At 69.1% G+C, this 15,731-nt stretch carries 15 protein-coding genes; 13 read left to right on the forward strand and 2 right to left on the reverse strand.

Annotated features, from left to right (window positions below):
* Positions 1–80: 80 nt before the first annotated feature.
* The 3 genes from ABNT58_RS05650 to ABNT58_RS05660 are packed head-to-tail and all read left to right on the forward strand — an operon-like array spanning position 81 to position 1,576.
* Positions 81–926, forward strand: a complete 846-nt coding sequence (locus ABNT58_RS05650) for an alpha/beta hydrolase (RefSeq protein WP_348752527.1) — start codon at positions 81–83, stop codon at positions 924–926.
* A 24-nt stretch (positions 927–950) separates the two neighbouring features.
* A complete protein-coding gene (locus tag ABNT58_RS05655; RefSeq protein ID WP_348752528.1) occupies positions 951–1,196 on the forward strand; it encodes a type II toxin-antitoxin system prevent-host-death family antitoxin in 246 nt (81 codons plus the stop codon).
* A complete protein-coding gene (locus ABNT58_RS05660; RefSeq protein ID WP_348752529.1) occupies positions 1,193–1,576 on the forward strand; it encodes a type II toxin-antitoxin system VapC family toxin in 384 nt (127 codons plus the stop codon). Before ABNT58_RS05655 ends, ABNT58_RS05660 begins: the two co-directional genes overlap by 4 nt.
* An 87-nt stretch (positions 1,577–1,663) precedes the next feature.
* Here ABNT58_RS05660 and ABNT58_RS05665 read toward each other — a convergent pair whose 3' ends face one another.
* Positions 1,664–2,893, reverse strand: coding sequence for a YihY family inner membrane protein (locus tag ABNT58_RS05665; RefSeq protein WP_348752530.1), 1,230 nt, complete (start codon positions 2,891–2,893; stop codon positions 1,664–1,666).
* A gap of 19 nt (positions 2,894–2,912) precedes the next feature.
* Between ABNT58_RS05665 and ABNT58_RS05670 the strand changes: the two genes are divergently transcribed.
* Together ABNT58_RS05670 and ABNT58_RS05675 are read left to right on the forward strand one after the other, a co-directional pair.
* Positions 2,913–3,335: a DUF2069 domain-containing protein gene (locus ABNT58_RS05670; RefSeq protein ID WP_348752531.1), complete on the forward strand. Its 423-nt coding sequence runs from the start codon at positions 2,913–2,915 to the stop codon at positions 3,333–3,335.
* Between the two features lie 37 nt (positions 3,336–3,372).
* Positions 3,373–4,797, forward strand: coding sequence for an FAD-binding oxidoreductase (locus tag ABNT58_RS05675; protein ID WP_348752532.1), 1,425 nt, complete (start codon positions 3,373–3,375; stop codon positions 4,795–4,797).
* 15 nt (positions 4,798–4,812) lie between these two features.
* Here the strand turns inward: ABNT58_RS05675 and ABNT58_RS05680 are convergent, their stop codons facing one another.
* Positions 4,813–5,451 (reverse strand): LysE family translocator, encoded by a 639-nt coding sequence (locus ABNT58_RS05680; RefSeq protein ID WP_348752533.1) that lies wholly within the window; start codon positions 5,449–5,451, stop codon positions 4,813–4,815.
* Between the two features lie 122 nt (positions 5,452–5,573).
* On the opposite strand from ABNT58_RS05680, the gene ABNT58_RS05685 reads away from it, so the two are divergent.
* The 8 genes from ABNT58_RS05685 to rffA all read left to right on the forward strand — a co-directional run bounded on the left by ABNT58_RS05685 (position 5,574) and on the right by rffA (position 15,731).
* On the forward strand, positions 5,574–6,797 hold the full coding sequence (locus tag ABNT58_RS05685) for an HD-GYP domain-containing protein (protein WP_348752534.1): 1,224 nt from the start codon (positions 5,574–5,576) through the stop codon (positions 6,795–6,797).
* Between the two features lie 139 nt (positions 6,798–6,936).
* Complete coding sequence (locus ABNT58_RS05690; protein WP_348752535.1) at positions 6,937–7,809, forward strand: flagellin; 873 nt, start codon at positions 6,937–6,939, stop codon at positions 7,807–7,809.
* 159 nt (positions 7,810–7,968) lie between these two features.
* The gene (locus tag ABNT58_RS05695; protein ID WP_348752536.1) at positions 7,969–9,888 is read left to right on the forward strand and encodes a hypothetical protein; all 1,920 of its coding nucleotides are present in this window, start codon (positions 7,969–7,971) and stop codon (positions 9,886–9,888) included.
* Between the two features lie 84 nt (positions 9,889–9,972).
* Positions 9,973–11,490: a glycosyltransferase family 2 protein gene (locus ABNT58_RS05700; protein WP_348752537.1), complete on the forward strand. Its 1,518-nt coding sequence runs from the start codon at positions 9,973–9,975 to the stop codon at positions 11,488–11,490.
* A 137-nt stretch (positions 11,491–11,627) separates the two neighbouring features.
* Complete coding sequence (locus ABNT58_RS05705) at positions 11,628–12,344, forward strand: WbqC family protein (protein ID WP_348752538.1); 717 nt, start codon at positions 11,628–11,630, stop codon at positions 12,342–12,344.
* A 71-nt stretch (positions 12,345–12,415) separates the two neighbouring features.
* A complete protein-coding gene (locus ABNT58_RS05710; RefSeq protein WP_348752539.1) occupies positions 12,416–13,108 on the forward strand; it encodes a class I SAM-dependent methyltransferase in 693 nt (230 codons plus the stop codon).
* Between the two features lie 8 nt (positions 13,109–13,116).
* Entirely contained in the window at positions 13,117–14,577 is a 1,461-nt protein-coding gene (locus tag ABNT58_RS05715; protein WP_348752540.1) for an FAD-binding oxidoreductase, read from the forward strand.
* Entirely contained in the window at positions 14,577–15,731 is a 1,155-nt protein-coding gene (gene rffA, locus ABNT58_RS05720) for a dTDP-4-amino-4,6-dideoxygalactose transaminase (protein WP_348752541.1), read from the forward strand. The genes ABNT58_RS05715 and rffA overlap by 1 nt, the downstream gene beginning before the upstream one ends.

The following is a 15,731-nucleotide window of genomic DNA, read 5'->3' on the forward strand; positions in this document are numbered from 1 at the left end:
CGCCTGTCGGTGGGCCTGGAAGACCCCGACGACCTGCTGGACGACCTGAAGCGCGCGCTGAAGGTGGCGGAGAAGGCGCAATGAAGCTGCAGGTCAACACCCCCCAAGGCCCGCAGCCGGCCTACGCCTACACCGGCGGCAAGCCCTTCGACCCCACCCTACCCTGCGTGGTCATGGTGCATGGCGCCCTGAACGACCACAGCGTGTGGACGCTGGCGGCGCGCTGGTTCGCGCACCATGGCTTTGGCGTGCTGGCCGTCGACCAGCCCGGCCACGGCCGCAGCGACGGCCCGGTACTGCCCAGCGTGGAAGCCCTGGCCGACTGGGTGCTGGCGCTGCTGGACGCCGCCGACGTGCAGCGGGCCGCGCTGGTGGGCCACAGCATGGGCTCATTGATCGCGCTGGAAGCCGCCGCCAGCGCGCCCGAGCGCGCCAGCGCCCTGGTGATGGTGGGCACCGCCTACCCGATGAAGGTGTCGGACGCACTGCTGGCCACCGCGCTGAACACGCCGCTGGCGGCCATCGACATGGTGAACACGTTTTCGCTGAGCACCATCGCCGCCAAGCCCTCCTACCCCGGCCCGGGCGCCTGGCTGCACGGCGGCGGGCGGGCACTGATGCGCCGGCTGCTGCAGCAGGGCGCGGCCCATGTGCCGGCGGGCAGCAACCTGTTCCACCACGACTTCCGCCTTTGCGACGCCTATGCCAACGGGCTGCAGGCCGCGGCCGCCGTCAGCTGCCCCGCCACGCTGGTACTGGGCGGCCGCGACCAGATGACCCCGCCCAAGGCCACCCGCGACCTGGCCCAGGCGCTGAAGGCGAAAGTACTGACGCTGCCCACCGCCGGGCATGCGCTGATGCAGGAGGCGCCGGAGGGGATGCTGGGGGCGCTGAGGGGGGCCTTGAAGGACGCGCTTGCGACTTAGCTAGCACCGGACTAGGATGGCCGCATGAACAAGGTCATCGGCATGCATGAAGCGAAGTCCACGCTGTCACAGCTGGTGGCGCGTGCGGCTGGCGGCGAAACCATCCTCATCGGTCCGCATGGCCGTGCCGAGGCCAAGCTGGTACCGGTGGATGCGCCGCAGCCCAAGAAGATCAGGATCGGCGCCATGAAGGGCCGGCTCAAGGTGCCCGACGACTTCAACGAGCCGCTGCCCGACGACGTGCTGCAGGGGTTCGAGGGCATGCTGTGAGGCTGCTGCTGGACACGCAGCTGCTGCTCTGGACCTTGAGTGGCGACAAGCGAATGAAGAAGCTCACCCCTCGCCTGCTGGACGAGGAGAACGAATGCTTCTTCAGCGTGGCCTCCCTATGGGAAATCGCCATCAAGCACGCGATGGGCAAGCTGCAGGCCGACGCCGAAGAGGTGCGCAGTGAATGCCTGGGCAGCGGCTTCAAGGAAATCCAGATCACCTTTGCCCACGTGCGGCAGCTGGTCGGCTTGCCCCACGTGCACCGCGACCCGTTCGACCGCCTGCTGGTGGCCCAGGCGATGGGTGAGCCGCTGCGGCTGCTGACGGCCGACAGCGTCCTCGGTGCCTACGGCCCTCACGTGGAGTTCGTGGTTCTTTGATCGCCCCCAGGGCCGGGCTGCGCCCAGCCCGCCCCCCGAGGGGGAAAGGAAACTTGGGGCGGCCCGGCGTTTCCTTGTGACCGACGCTCACAACACCTCCCCCAGCCGCATCTCATCCACCCCCACCTGACGCCGGAAAACAGCGGTCACCGGGTCAGGGGTCAGCAGCAGTTCGTCGACCAGCGGCTGCAGCCCGGTGCGCTGCGGGTCGACCAGCAGCACATGGCGCTGGCCGCCTTCTTCTTCCAGGCGGCCCACCCAGTCCAGCGCCACCAGCGCATCCACCACGGTTTCCACCAGCAGCGGATCGGTGCTCAGCGCCTCGGCCAGCTGGCGCAGCGTCAGGCCGTGGCGCTGGCCGCCGTGGGCCTCGCTGAGCAGCCGCAGCACCGCCAGCGCCAATGAGAACTGGTGCCCCGGCACGCCCACCCGGCGCACGATGCGCATCGACAGGCTGGGCGCATGCGCCGCGATGATGGCGCCCAGCAACACGATGACCCAGCCGATGTACATCCACAGCAGCAGGATGGGCAGCGTGGCAAAGGCGCCGTAGATCGTGGAATAGGTGGGCACCAGGCTCACGTACAGGCCCAGCACCTTCTTCGCCAGCTCGAAGCCCAGCGCGCAGAACAGGCCCCCGGCCAGCGCATGGCGCCAGCGCACGTCGGTGTTGGGCACGTAATGGAACAGGCCCGTCACCGCCGCCACCTGCAGCCCGAACTCCAGCGTGTTGAGCAGGAAGTTCACCGCATCGGGCATCGCGCCCACCAGGCCCTTGCTGGACGAGATGGCGTACGAGGTCATCGACAGGCTGACGCCCAGCACCAGCGGCCCCAGCGTGATGGCCGCCCAGTACACCAGCACCCGCTGAGCGATCGGCCGCGGCCGGCGCACCCGCCAGATGCCGTTGAGCGTGCGGTCGATGGTGAGCATCAACGCCAGCGCGGTGAGCAGCAGCACCACCAGACCCAGCGAGCCCAGCTTGGTGGCCTGGCGGGCGAACTGGGTCACCGCCGTCAACACCGGCTTGGCGATGTTGTCGGGCACCAGGGTCTGCAGGAAGTACTTCTCCAGCGAGATCTGGAAGTTGGAGAAGATGGGAAAGGCCGAGAACACCGCCAGCATCACCGTGACCAGCGGCACCAGCGCAATCAGCGTGGTGAAGGTCAGGCTGCTGGCAGTCAGGCCCAGGCGGTCGTCGCGGAAGCGGTCGCGCAGGGTGCGCAGGGTGTCGATCCAGGGCCAGCGGCGCAGCGCCACCAGGGCGCGCCAGGCCCTGACGCGCCAGGGTCGGCGCTCAGAGGTCACGGGGGGCATGCGCCTATCATGCCAGCCCATGCCCGATGTCTCCGCCCGGCCCGACCGCACCACCACCCTCACCCGCAACCTGGCCGTGGCCAGCCTGCTGGCGCTCATCGTGCTGGGGCTGGCCTGGGAGCTGTGGCTGGCCCCCACCGGCCAGCGCACCTGGGCGCTGAAGGTGCTGCCGCTGGCGGTGCCGCTGACGGGCTTTCTCAAGTACCGCATGCGCACCTACCGCTGGGTGAGCCTGCTGGTGTGGCTGTACTTCACCGAAGGCGTGGTGCGCGCCACGTCGGAGAGCGGCATCAGCGCTGTGCTGGCCACGCTGCAGGTGCTGCTGTGCGTGGTGCTGTTCACCGCCTGCGCCTGGCATGTGCGCTGGCGCCTCAAGCGTGGCCATGCCGCAGCGCAGGCCGAGGCCGGTGCCGACCAGCCGCCGGCGGCCGGCCGCCCTTGACCCGCAGCCGCGGCCGCACCGGGATGCACGCTCGACCATGACCCCCGACCACGCCCCGATTGATGCCCTGCCTGCCGCCTTGCGCGCGGCGTTGGGCGAAGCCCATGTGATCACCGGCCAAGACGCCGCCGGCTATGAGCAGGACTGGCGCCAGCGCTGGCCCGGCCGTGCGCTGGCCGTGGCCCGGCCCGGCAGCACCGACGACGTGGCCACCGTGCTGCGCCTGGCCGCGCGCCACGGCGCCAGCGTGGTGCCGCAGGGTGGCAACACCGGCCTGGTGGGCGGCGGCGTGCCCGACGACAGCGGCCGCCAGCTGGTGCTGAGCCTGGGCCGCATGAACCGCATCCGCGAGATCGACGCCGCCAACCTGACGATGACGGCCGAGGCCGGCTGCGTGCTGCAGGCTCTGCAGCACGCAGCGGCCGAGCAAGGCCTGCTGTTTCCGCTGAGCCTGGCAGCCGAAGGCAGCTGCAGCATCGGCGGCAACCTGGCCACCAATGCCGGTGGCACCCAGGTGCTGCGCTACGGCAATGCGCGCGAGCTGTGCCTGGGGCTGGAGGTGGTCACGGCGCAGGGCGAGGTGTGGAGCGGCCTGTCGGGCCTGCGCAAGGACAACACCGGCTACGACCTGCGCGACCTGTTCATCGGCAGCGAAGGCACGCTGGGCGTGATCACCGCGGCCACGCTCAAGCTGTTTCCGCAGCCGGTGGCCACACTCACCGCCCTGGCCGCCTGCCCCGACCTGCCGGCCTGCGTGGCGCTGCTGATGCGCGCCCGCGCCCGGCTGGGCGCCGGCCTCACCGGCTTCGAGGTGATGAACCGGCTGTCGCTGGAGCTGGTGCGCCGGCACTTTGCGCAGCTGCCGCAGCCGCTGCCCGGCGCCCCGTGGACGGTGCTGCTGGAGCTGGCCGATGGCGAGTCGGAAGCGCATGCGCGCAGCCTGTTCGAAGGGCTGATGGAAGCCGCGCTCCAAGATGGCTGCTGCACCGATGCGGTGGTGGCCGAGAGCCTGGCCCAGTCGCAGGCGCTGTGGCAGTTGCGTGAATCCATCCCGCTGGCGCAGGCGGCCGAGGGGCCCAACATCAAGCACGACATCGCGCTGCCGGTCTCGCGCATCGCCGACTTCGTGGCGGCCACCGATGCGGCGCTGGCCACGGCCTTTCCGGGCGCGGCGCTGGTCAACTTCGGCCACCTGGGCGACGGCAACCTGCACTACAACCTGCAGGCGCCACCCGGCATGCCGGCAGTTGAGTTCCTGGCCCGGCATGAACATGCCGTGAATGCGCTGGTGTACGACGGCGTGATGGCCCATGGCGGCTCCATCTCGGCCGAACACGGCATCGGCCGCCTCAAGCGCGAAGAGCGGGCCGAGCGCAAGAGCCCGGTGGCCCTGGGCCTGATGCGCGCCATCAAGCAGGCGCTGGACCCACAGGGGCTGCTGAACCCCGGGCGGGTGCTGTAGCACCTGCGCACCCGCTCAGCGCGGCGACAGCGCCAGTCGCAGGCCGAAGCCCAGGAACATCGCACCGATGGCGCGGTTGAGCCACAGCGTCACACGCCGGCTGGCCTGCACCCGCCGGCTGGCCAGGGCTGAAGACACGGCCAGAAAGTGGCACCACAGCATCGCGTTGACGTTGAAGATGCAGCCCAGCACGATGAAAGCCAGCGCCTTGTGGGGCGCGTCATGCGCGATGAACTGCGGCACGAAGGCCAGGAAGAACACCGCCACCTTGGGGTTGAGCACGTTGGTGAGAAAACCCTGGAACCAAATGCGCCGCCAGCTCAGCGGCGCCACGGGCGCTGCCGGCGCTTCAGCCGCTGCCGGTGCACCGCGCCGCAGCAGCAGCGCCAGCCCGATGTACACCAGGTAGGCCGCCCCCACCAGCTTGACCACGGTGAACGCGGTGGAAGAAGCCGCCAGCAGCGTCGACAAGCCCAGCGCCGCCGCCAGCACATGCACCAGGGTGCCGGTGCCCACGCCCAGCGCCGCGGCTGAGCCGGCGCGCCAGCCCTGGCTGGCGCTGCGCGACATGATCAGCAGCGAATCGGGCCCTGGCGCGATGTTGAGCAGCAGGCCGGAGACGATGAAGAGCGCGAGGTCCTGGGTACCGAACATGGCAGCGGCGGCGGTGGTGGATGGACGCATTGTGCTGCCCGGCGCCTATCCGCCAAAGCGGGCCGCGCCACCCATGTTTCTCCGGCGATCGGGGCTTTTGCAAGTGCGGCAAGCTGCAAGGCGTGCTCAAACGTATTACTCCCGCGCAACTGCGCATCGGCATGTTCATCCACGAGCTGGGCGGCTCGTGGATGTCGCACCCGTTCTGGCGCAGCAAGTTCCTGCTGAGCGACGACAAGACGCTGGCCAAGGTGCTGGACAGCGGCATCCCCGACCTGGTGATCGACACCTCGCGCGGGCTGGACGTGCCGGCCGAGCCCATCACCACGCCCGAGGTGACGGCGCCCGCGCCGCTGGCCGAAGCAACGCCGCTGCCGCCCCCGCCGGCCAGCGTGCTGCTGCCCGCCGCCGGCCCCGACTATCGCCAGGCCGCCGCGTTGTGCGAGCGGTCGATGGCCGTGGTGCACGAGCTGTTCCATGAAGCCCGCATGGGCCACGCCATCGACGCCGAGCACTGTGTGCCGGTGGTGCAGGAGGTCATCGATTCGGTGGCGCAGAACCCCACCACGCTGACCAGCCTGGCCCGCCTGAAGACCGCCAACGGCTATGCCTACATGCATGCGGTGGCGGTGTGCGCGCTGATGGCCTCGCTCTCGCGCACCATGGGCCTGACGCCCGAGCAGACGCGCGAGGCCGCGCTGGCCGGCCTGATGCTGGACATCGGCAAGACCCGCATGCCGGCCGAGCTGCACGACAAGCCCGGCCGCCTGAGCGATGCCGAGCAGGCGCAGTTCCAGGCCCACGTGCGCCATGGCCAGCAGCTGCTGATGGAAGCCGGCGGCTTCAGCCCCGCCGTCATCGACGTGGCACTGCACCACCATGAACGCATCGACGGCGCCGGCTATCCCGACCGGCTGTCGGGCGACGGCATCAGCCTGTTCTCGCGCATGGCAGCGGTGTGCGACGTGTACGACGCGGTGACCTCGCGCCGGCCCTACCACGCGCCCTGGGACCCGGCCGAGGCGATGAGCCACCTGGCCCACACCAAGGGCCAGTTCGATCCGCGGGTGTTCCAGGCCTTCGTCAAGTCGGTGGGCGTGTACCCCAACGGCTCGCTGGTGCGGCTGCGCTCCGAGCGGCTGGCCGTGGTGCGCAGCCAGGGGCTGGCCTCGCTGCTGCAGCCCAAGGTGGCCGTCTTCTATTCAGTGGCCGAGCGGCATGCGCTGGAGCCCTTCGAGCTGGACCTGGCCGATGCCAAGGCCGACGACAAGATCACCGGCATCGAATCGCCCGAGGCCTGGCGCTTCAAGGACCTGGACCGGCTGTGGCTGGCGCCCTTGAAATAGCGTTCGTGCAATCCGTCACGCCTCAGCGGCCAGATGCAGTTGGGGTGGGCCCGGCGTTTAAGACCAGTGCCCATCGGGTCGTCTTGTGATGGTGAGGGCGACTGATTGCCCCGCCCCCCACTGAATACCGGAGCCTGACATGCTGAGCCTTCACACCAACACCGCCGCCCTGTCGACCACCAGCGCCGTGAACAACACGCAGCGCGGTCTGTCCACCTCGCTGACCCGCCTGGGCACCGGCTATCGCATCAACAGCGCGATGGACGACGCCGCCGGCCTGCAGATCGCCACCCGCCTGGACGCCCAGACCCGCGGCATGAGCGTGGCGATGCGCAACACGCAGAACGGCATCTCGATGATGCAGACCGCCGAAGGCGCGTTCGACGAGGTCAACAACATCCTGGTCCGCATGAAGGACCTGGCGACCGAAGCGTCGAACGGCTCGGCCACCAGCGAAGACAAGACCGCGATGCAGGCTGAGTACGACGCCCTGGGCTCGGAACTCAAGAACATCGTCACCAACACCTCCTTCGGTGGTGAAAAGCTGTTCGCCGCCAGCGGCGGTTCGGGCAAGTTCAGCGCCGCCGTCACCTTCCAGATCGGCGCAGCTGCCAGCGAAACGATGACCGTGAACATCGCCAGCTCGGCCAGCGCACTGACGGGCGGCTCCGGCTCGCTCCTGGCCGCCACCGCCACGTACGGCACCGCCACCAGCGGTTCGGAGCTGACCGGCAGCGCCAACGCCACCATCACCCTGCTCGACACCGCCATCAAGGATGTCTCGACCGTGCGTTCGGCCCTGGGTGCTGCGGCCAACCGCCTGGACCACGTGTACAACAACCTGTCGAACATGAGCACCAACACCGCTGCCGCCAAGAGCCGCATCACCGACGTGGACTACGCCAGCGAAACCGCCAACATGACCAGCAAGCAGCTGCTGCTGCAGGCCGGCACCTCGATGCTCAAGCAATCGTCCAGCATGAGCCAGCTTGCCCTGTCGCTGCTGAACTGATAGACCGAAGGCACCGCCTTCGTGCCACCAAGAGCCAGCCTTCGGGCTGGCTTTTTGCATGGGGCGGCGGCCCTGGATTGCCCCGGTTTTGCCGGCCTGTTCCGCCCATGCGCACGGCCCTGCGCTGCCTAGACTGGGCGGCCCACCCGTGACCGCCGAATGAACGCCCACGCCCCAGCCGCCCGCGCCGATCGACACTGGCATGCCGGCCTCGAAGCCCTGAGAGCCGCCCGCTGGACTGATGCCCACCAGGCCTTCCAGCAGATGGTGAAGCTGACGCCGCACAACGCCAGCGGCTGGACCCACCTGGCGGCCGTCCTGCTGCAGCAGGGCCACCTGCAGGAGGCCTTGGACGCCGCGCTCAAGGCGCGCCAGCTGGCCCCCGACAGTGCCCTGGCCTGCAGCCTGCACGCCGATTGCCTGAGCCGCCAGAACCGCCACCGTGAAGCCACCGAGGTGTATGCCTCGCTGCCGGCCACCGTCAGCCGGGATGCCGACTTCCTCTCCGCCCATGGCACCGCGCTGCTGATGGACCAGCGCCCGCGCGAAGCCATCAAGCTGTACATCCAGGCAGTCGGCCAGCAGATCGGCCATGCGCTGACGCACTACCGCATGGGCCTGGCCTTCAAGCACCTGGAGCGCGACAAGGAGGCAAGCACGTGCTTTCGCACCGCCATCACCACCGACCGCGTGGGCGAGGTGCGGTCGCTGGCGCTGCCCCAGCTGCTGACCACCCGCATGCAGGCCTGCGACTGGGAAGGCCTGGACGACGACATTGCCGCGTTGGTGGACACCATCGACGGCGGCGACGAACCGCTGCTGGCCAACATCTCGCCGTTTTCGCTGCTGGCGCTGCCGGTCGGCCCGCTGCGCCAGCGCCGCGTGGCCCAGGCGTTCGTCGCGCAGGCCGCCAGGCCGCTGAAGCCACTGCCCCCGCCCGGGCCCCGTGCGCCGGGCCGCATCCGCCTGGGCTACCTGTCGGCCGACTTCCACCACCACGCCACGGCCATGCTGATGACCGAGCTGCTGGAGCGGCGCGACGGCCAGCACTTCGAGGTCTTTCTGTACTCGCACGGCGGCGACGACGGCAGCGCCACCAGCGCCCGGGTGCGTGCGGCCGGTGACCACTTCATCGACGTGCGCACCGAAACACACGAGGCCATCGCCCGCCGCATGCGGGCCGACGGCATCGACATCGCCATCGACCTGAAAGGCCACACCCGGCAGACCCGCTTCGAGCTGCTGGCCCTGCGGCCGGCGCCGGTGCAGGTGAGCTTTCTCGGCTACCCCGGCACCACCGGGGCCGACTTCCTGGATTACGTGATCGGCGACCCGGTGGTCACGCCGCTGGACCACGCGCCGCATTACAGCGAGCGCATTGCCCAACTGCCCGCCAGCTACCAGCCCAACGACCGCCAGCGGCCGCTGCCGCCAGCGCCGCCGCGCGCCGAACTGGGCCTGCCCGAAGACGCCGTGGTGCTGTGCTGCTTCAACCAGAGCTACAAGTTCCTGCCGGCGATGGTGGACCTGTGGGCGCAGGTGATGACGCAGGCCCCGCACACCGTGCTGTGGCTGCTGAGCTGGAACGCGCACGGCCAGCGCCACCTGGTGCAGGCCTTCGCGGCCCGCGGCATCCCGCCCTCACGACTGGTGTTTGCCGACAAGGTGCCGCTGGCCCGCCACATCGCGCGCCTGCAGCAGGCCGACCTGTTCCTGGACACATGGCCCTGCAACGCCCACACCACCGCCAGCGAGGCGCTGTGGGCCGGCGTGCCGGTGCTCACCGTGCCGGGCGACACCTTTGCCAGCCGCGTGGCCGCCAGCCTGGTGAGCGCCTGCGGCCTGCCGCAGATGGCCTGCGCCGACGCAGCCACCTACGTGCGCATGGCCGTGGCCCTGGCCCACAAGCGCGAAGCGCTGCAGGCGCTCAAGCAGCACCTGCGCGAAGAACGGCTGCGCCTGCCCCTCTTCGACAGCGCGCGCTATGCCCGCGACTACGAAGCGCTGCTGCAGCGCATGTTCGAGCGCCAGCAGGCCAGCCTGCCGCCGGACCACCTGCCGGCCCGCCCCGCCGAATAGCGCCGCCTGCGGGCCGTTGTTCGGCCCTTGCACGGGCCGGGGCTTTCCTAGACTGGCTGGCACCCTTCAGCCCGCAGGAATCCCATGCCGCAAGAGCCCGAGCCCACTCCCCCGCTGAGCGCCCTGGCGCTGGGCATGGTCAAGAACGAAGCCGACATCGTCGAAGCCTTCGTGCGCCACAACCTGCACTTCGTCGACCTGATGGTGTTGCTGGACAACGGCTCCACCGACGGCACGCGCGACATCCTCGAAGCCTTGCAGAAAGAAGGCCTGCCGCTGCTGGTTATCGACGATCCGGTGTTCGGCTACTTCCAGTCGGAAAAGATGACCGAGCTGTACCGGCGCACGGTGCCGGTGTTCCAGCCCGAGGTGGTGTACCTGCTGGACGCGGACGAATTCATGCGCGCCCCCGACCGCGCCGCCATGGACGGCTTGATGCGCCAGGTGCCCGCCGGCGCACAGGCGCTGCTGCCGTGGATGACGCACACGCCCGACCCGCAACGCAGCAGCGCCGAGCTGCTGCGCGACCCACTGGCCTCCTCGCCCTGGCGCCGGGCGAAGGAAGAGCCGCAGTACTACAAGTCCATCATCCGCCGCTGCCCCAGCCTGGACGCCGACCTGGTGATCGACCAGGGCAACCACAGCGTGCACCGCGCCAGCGGCCAGCCGATGCCAACCGCCGTGCTGTCGGGCGTGCACCTGGCGCACCTGCCGGTGCGCTCGGTCGAGCAGGTCACCGCCAAGGCCATCAACGGCTGGCTGGCCTACCTGGTGCGCAACCGCCACACGCGGGGCGAGATGCAGGGCAGCCAGTGGCAGCTGCTGTACGAACGCATCACCCAGGGCACACCGCTGCGCGCCGACGACCTGACCACGCTGTCGCTGGACTACGCCCAGCACCCGCGGCCCGGCCGATCGCTGCAGGCCGATGCGCTGCGCGACCCCTGCCCGCCGCGCCACGGCGTGCTGAAGTACCTGGACCTGGGGCGGCATGATCCGGTGGCGAAGGTGGCGTTGGGGGTGGCCCAGCACATCGAGGCCGAGGTGCCCGCGGCGCGCACCGGCTCGCGCGTGGGCCTGGACGTGGCCGCCGTGGCCGGCGTGCTGCGTGGTGAGCAGGTCGACAGCCTGTCGGTGCTCAGCGCCGAGGCGGGCTGGGGCAAGGAGTTGACGGGGCTGATGCCCCACCTGCACGGCCAGCCCATCGAGCAGGCCGCGGCCCTGCTGGCGCCCGACCTGGACCCCGGCCTGAGCGAAGCGCTGTTCAAGGGCCTGTCGGCCTGCGCCACGCGGCTGATCGTCGCCTGGCTGCCCGAAGGCCATGCGGCCGCCGACCTGCAGCGCCTGCTGCTGGCGGCAGAAAACGCCGGCTGGCAGGTGGGCATGCTGCAGACCTTGGGCCTGCGCGCGGTGGCCTCCTACGGTGTCGCGCGGCGGGGCGGCGTGGTGCTGCGCAGGCAGGCCGCCGCACCGGCAGCCAGCGCGCAATCGCTGCGCAGCGCGCTGGTGGCCATGGCCCACCAGCCCCTGCAGTGGCAAGACCCCGAGCCGCAGGTCATCCGCGAGGCCTTCCAGTCGCTGATGCTGGCGCAGGCCGCCTGACCCGCCAAGCTCCCGGGAACAACGCGGCTAGGAGCGGCCTTATCCGTGCTTCGGTCACGGTCACGCTGCCTACCATGTGATCAGGGCGGTGGCTGGACTCAAGTGGCCACGCAACACCGCCAGGAGGCACGTTCTTGATGAAGCTGGCGATCTCTCAGTCGAACTACATCCCCTGGAAGGGGTACTTCGACCTCATTGCATCGGTGGACCGCTTCGTCTTGTACGACACGGTGCAGTTCACCAAGAACGACTGGCGCAACCGGAACCTCATCAAGACGCACGCCGGCCTGCAGTGGCTCAGCATCCCCGTGGGGGCGGACATCCACCGCACGATCGAGCAGGTGGCGCTGCCGCAAACGCCGTGGCGGCGCAAGCACTGGAAAAGCCTGGCAGCGGCCTACGGCAAGGCACCGTACTTCGCAGAAGTGGCCGCCTGGCTGGAACCGCTTTACCTGCACACCGCAGACGCCACACTGTCGGCCTTCAACGCGCGGCTGATCCGCGCCATCTGCCATTACTTGCGCATCGACACCGAGATCGTGGCGGACGACGGCCGGCACGAGACGGACGACCGCGTGGCCAAGCTGGTGCACATCTGCCAGCGCCATGGCGCCGATACCTACGTGTCGGCGCCTGCCGGGCAGAACTACATCGACGCGCGCGTTTTCCAGTCGCATGGCCTGCGCCTGGAATGGTTTGAATACCCCGACTACCCGGCCTATGCGCAATTGCACGGCGCCTTCGAGCACCGGGTGTCGGTCCTGGATGCGCTCTTTCACTGCGGCGCGCACCCCGAATTGTTTATGCAGCATGCGGCCGGCAAGGCCATGAAAACGAGTCTGGAGCTTGTATGAAGCACGAATCCGCTGTGGTGTCCTACTCCAACCAAGTCAGTCTGGAGGCGCGGACGGAGATCTTCAATCTCATGCAAGCGTATCCGGCAACGCCTGACGAGCAGGAGCGCAGCCTGGGCCTGTTCCTGCGCGGCTCGCTGCTGGCGCGGCTGCTGGCCATCGCCGAGATCTACCAGCGCATCACCCACCTGCCCGGCGCCGTGCTGGACATCGGCACCTGGCGCGGCCAGACCGCCGTGGTGTGCGAGAACCTGCGCGCCATCTACGAGCCGCTGCACTTCAACCGCCGCATATACGCCTTCGACACCTTCGATGGCTACAAGGGCTTTTCCGACAGCGACAAGGCCACTGCCCTGCACCGCAACGGCACCTACGGCGTGGGCGGCGAGGCGTATGCCGAACTGCTGCGCACGCTGCTGGGCCTGCACGAGAAGTCCAATGCCATGGGCGACAAGAACCACGGCAAGCACCAGGTGATCATGGGCGACTGCGTGCAGACGGTGCGCGCCATGCTGGACCGCGAGTCGCACGAAGTCATCGCGCTGGCCTTCTTCGACGTCAACTCCGTGGAGCCCACCGAGAAGACCTTCGAGATGGTGTGGAAGCGGCTGGTCAAGGGCGGCATCGTGGCCTTCTGGCAGCTCACGCGCAACACCATCCCGGCCGAAGGCATGGTGTACGTCAAGTCCATCATGGACAACCACGCACACAGCCTGCGCCGTTGCGCCACCTACCCCGGCCTGTGCTACCTGGTCAAAGAGTGAGGAACGCCATGCACGTCGTCGTGATCGGCAACGGCATCGTTGCCCTGACTTCCGCCTTCCGGCTGCTGCAGCGATCCGGCCCTGACCTGCGGGTCACGGTCATCGGCGACGGGCAGCGCGCTGGCTCGGCCACGCTGGCCGCGGGCGCCATGCTCAACTCCTTCGCGGAGGTGGAGTACGACACCTTCAAGTCGGACATCGACACCTACCGCTTCGAGCTCAGCCATCTGGCCACGCAGATGTGGCCCAAGTTCGAGATGGAGCTGATCGACGCCGCCGGCGACGGCCTGCCCTCCGGCTGCAAGAGCTGCCAGGCCTTCTGTGGCGGCGGCTGCGCCAAGAAGGGCACCTACGTCGTCAACAACACCTCGGTCGACGAGCTGGAGGACGACAACTTCGACGCCATCGTCCGCGCGCTCGACGACTTCAACGAACCGCACCGGCTGATGTCGCCCCGCGACATCCCGAACTACAACCCGCAGTCGCGCAACCGCGCCACCCGCGCCGTCTTCATCGACAACGAGGGCTGGTTCAACCCGCGCCTGATGATCGAGAAGCTGGACGCCATCATGCGCCGCTCCGCGCGGGTGCATCAGGTGGACGACACCGTGGTGCGCATCGAGCATGCTGGCCAGCAGGTCACTGCCGTGCACACCCGCGGCGGCCAGCGCATCGAGGCCGACCGCTTCCTGCTGGCCACGGGCGCTTCCGTCAGCGCACTGGTCAAGGCCAGCGAGCTGCCGCTGCAGATGCAGCGCGTGTTCTACGGCGTGGGCGTGTCGCTGCAGCTGGGCATCCGCGAGATGCGGCAAAGCCACTGCATCCGCACGCCGGCCCGCGGGCTGGCCTGCGGCCTGTACAGCGTGCCCTACTTCGAGTCGCCGGGTGCGCTGAACTCGCAGATCCTGGTGGGCGCCAGCAACTTCATCTCCAAGGACCCGTATCCCTACGGCCGCATCACCAGCGTCGAGAACCTGATGCGCGCGGTCACGCAGGAGATCAACCAGGACTACTACAAGTCCGACCTGGTGCGCGTGAACGTGGGCTGGCGGCCGACCAGCCAGGACACCTACCCGATGGTGGGACCCACCTCGATGAGCAACCTGGTCATCGCCACCGGCACCAAGCGCGACGGGTTCCACATGGCGCCGGTGCTGTCGCAGCAGATCGCCGCCATGCTGTTGGGCGACGCGGTGGACGAGCGCTTCAGCGTTTTTGCGCCAGAGCGCCCGCTGCTCAAGACGATGACGCGCGAGCAGGCCGTGGACAAGGCCGTGCGCCACCAGATCAACGCCGCCTACCAGCATGGCTTCGTGCCCGCCACCAGCCGCACCGTGGCGCAGCTGCGGCAGTCGATCGAAGCCGACGTGCACAAGGTGCACGACCAGGCGGGCGCGGTGGACTGGGGCATTCCGCCCGAGATGCTGGACATGTACCGCTGGGGTCACGCCCAGGATGGGAGAGCCTGATGATTCCGTTCAACAAGCCGCACATGACCGGCCGCGAGCTGAGCCACATCGCGCAGGCGCACTTCGAGGGCGTGCTGGCCGGCGACGGCCGCTTCACCAAGGAGTGCCAGCTCGACCTGGAGCGCCGCACCGGCAGCCGCAAGACCCTGCTGACCCACTCGTGCACCGCGGCCCTGGAAATGGCCGCGCTGCTGCTCGACCTGAAGCCGGGCGACGAAGTCATCATGCCTTCGTACACCTTCGTGTCCACCGCCAACGCCTTCGTGCTGCGCGAGGCGGTGCCCGTCTTCGTCGACATCCGGCCCGACACGCTCAACATCGATGAACGGCTGATCGAAGCCGCCATCACGCCCCGCACGCGGGCCATCGTGCCGGTGCATTACGCCGGCGTCTCGTGCGAGATGGACGTCATCACCCGCATCGCGGCGGCGCACGGCCTTGCCGTGGTGGAGGACGCGGCGCAGGGCGTGATGTCGAGCTACCGCGGCCGTGCGCTGGGCAGCATCGGCGACCTGGGCGCCTTCAGCTTCCACGAGACCAAGAACATCATCTCGGGCGAAGGCGGCGCGCTGCTGATCAACGACCCGCACCTGGTGAACGCGGCCGAGGTGATCTGGCAAAAGGGCACCAACCGCCAGCAGTTCCACCGCGGCGAGGTGGACAAGTACACCTGGCAGCGCACCGGCTCTTCCTTCCTGCCCGGCGAGATCGTCGCCGCCTTCCTGAAGGCGCAGCTGGACGAGGCCGAATCGATCACCGCCAACCGCCTGGCCGCCTGGGACCGCTACCAGGAACGGCTGCTGCCGCTGGCCCAGGAAGGGCTGCTGCGCCTGCCCACCGTGCCGGCGCACTGCGTGCACAACGCCCACATGTACTACGTGATCCTGCCCGAGCAGGTGAACCGGGTGCGGCTGCTGGCCGACCTGCGGCAGGACGGCATCTTCTGCCTCTTCCACTACGTGCCGCTGCACAGCGCACCGGGCGGGCGTTCGGGCCGGGCGCATGGCGACATGAGCCACACCGACAGCCTGTCCGAGCGTTTGATCCGCCTGCCGCTGTGGTGGGGCATCAGCCCCAGCGAGCAAGACCGGGTGACCGAGCGCCTGACGCACCACCTGCAACAACAGCTCATCGGCGAGGGTGTTTATGCCTGA

The organism is uncultured Aquincola sp. (genome assembly GCF_964001545.1).
In the GTDB taxonomy this organism is placed as follows: Bacteria; Pseudomonadota; Gammaproteobacteria; order Burkholderiales; family Burkholderiaceae_C; genus Aquincola.

What these genes read in the sequence shown, in the direction of transcription:
- ABNT58_RS05695 (WP_348752536.1), top strand. Translation starts at nt 7,969, where the DNA reads ATGAACGCCCACGCCCCAGCCGCCCGCGCCGATCGACACTGGCATGCC.
- rffA (WP_348752541.1), top strand. Translation starts at nt 14,577, where the DNA reads ATGATTCCGTTCAACAAGCCGCACATGACCGGCCGCGAGCTGAGCCAC.
- ABNT58_RS05650 (WP_348752527.1), top strand. Translation starts at nt 81, where the DNA reads ATGAAGCTGCAGGTCAACACCCCCCAAGGCCCGCAGCCGGCCTACGCC.
- ABNT58_RS05680 (WP_348752533.1), bottom strand. Translation starts at nt 5,451, where the DNA reads ATGTTCGGTACCCAGGACCTCGCGCTCTTCATCGTCTCCGGCCTGCTG.
- ABNT58_RS05655 (WP_348752528.1), top strand. Translation starts at nt 951, where the DNA reads ATGAACAAGGTCATCGGCATGCATGAAGCGAAGTCCACGCTGTCACAG.
- ABNT58_RS05665 (WP_348752530.1), bottom strand. Translation starts at nt 2,893, where the DNA reads ATGCCCCCCGTGACCTCTGAGCGCCGACCCTGGCGCGTCAGGGCCTGG.
- ABNT58_RS05705 (WP_348752538.1), top strand. Translation starts at nt 11,628, where the DNA reads ATGAAGCTGGCGATCTCTCAGTCGAACTACATCCCCTGGAAGGGGTAC.
- ABNT58_RS05690 (WP_348752535.1), top strand. Translation starts at nt 6,937, where the DNA reads ATGCTGAGCCTTCACACCAACACCGCCGCCCTGTCGACCACCAGCGCC.
- ABNT58_RS05710 (WP_348752539.1), top strand. Translation starts at nt 12,416, where the DNA reads ATGCAAGCGTATCCGGCAACGCCTGACGAGCAGGAGCGCAGCCTGGGC.
- ABNT58_RS05700 (WP_348752537.1), top strand. Translation starts at nt 9,973, where the DNA reads ATGCCGCAAGAGCCCGAGCCCACTCCCCCGCTGAGCGCCCTGGCGCTG.
- ABNT58_RS05670 (WP_348752531.1), top strand. Translation starts at nt 2,913, where the DNA reads ATGCCCGATGTCTCCGCCCGGCCCGACCGCACCACCACCCTCACCCGC.
- ABNT58_RS05675 (WP_348752532.1), top strand. Translation starts at nt 3,373, where the DNA reads ATGACCCCCGACCACGCCCCGATTGATGCCCTGCCTGCCGCCTTGCGC.
- ABNT58_RS05715 (WP_348752540.1), top strand. Translation starts at nt 13,117, where the DNA reads ATGCACGTCGTCGTGATCGGCAACGGCATCGTTGCCCTGACTTCCGCC.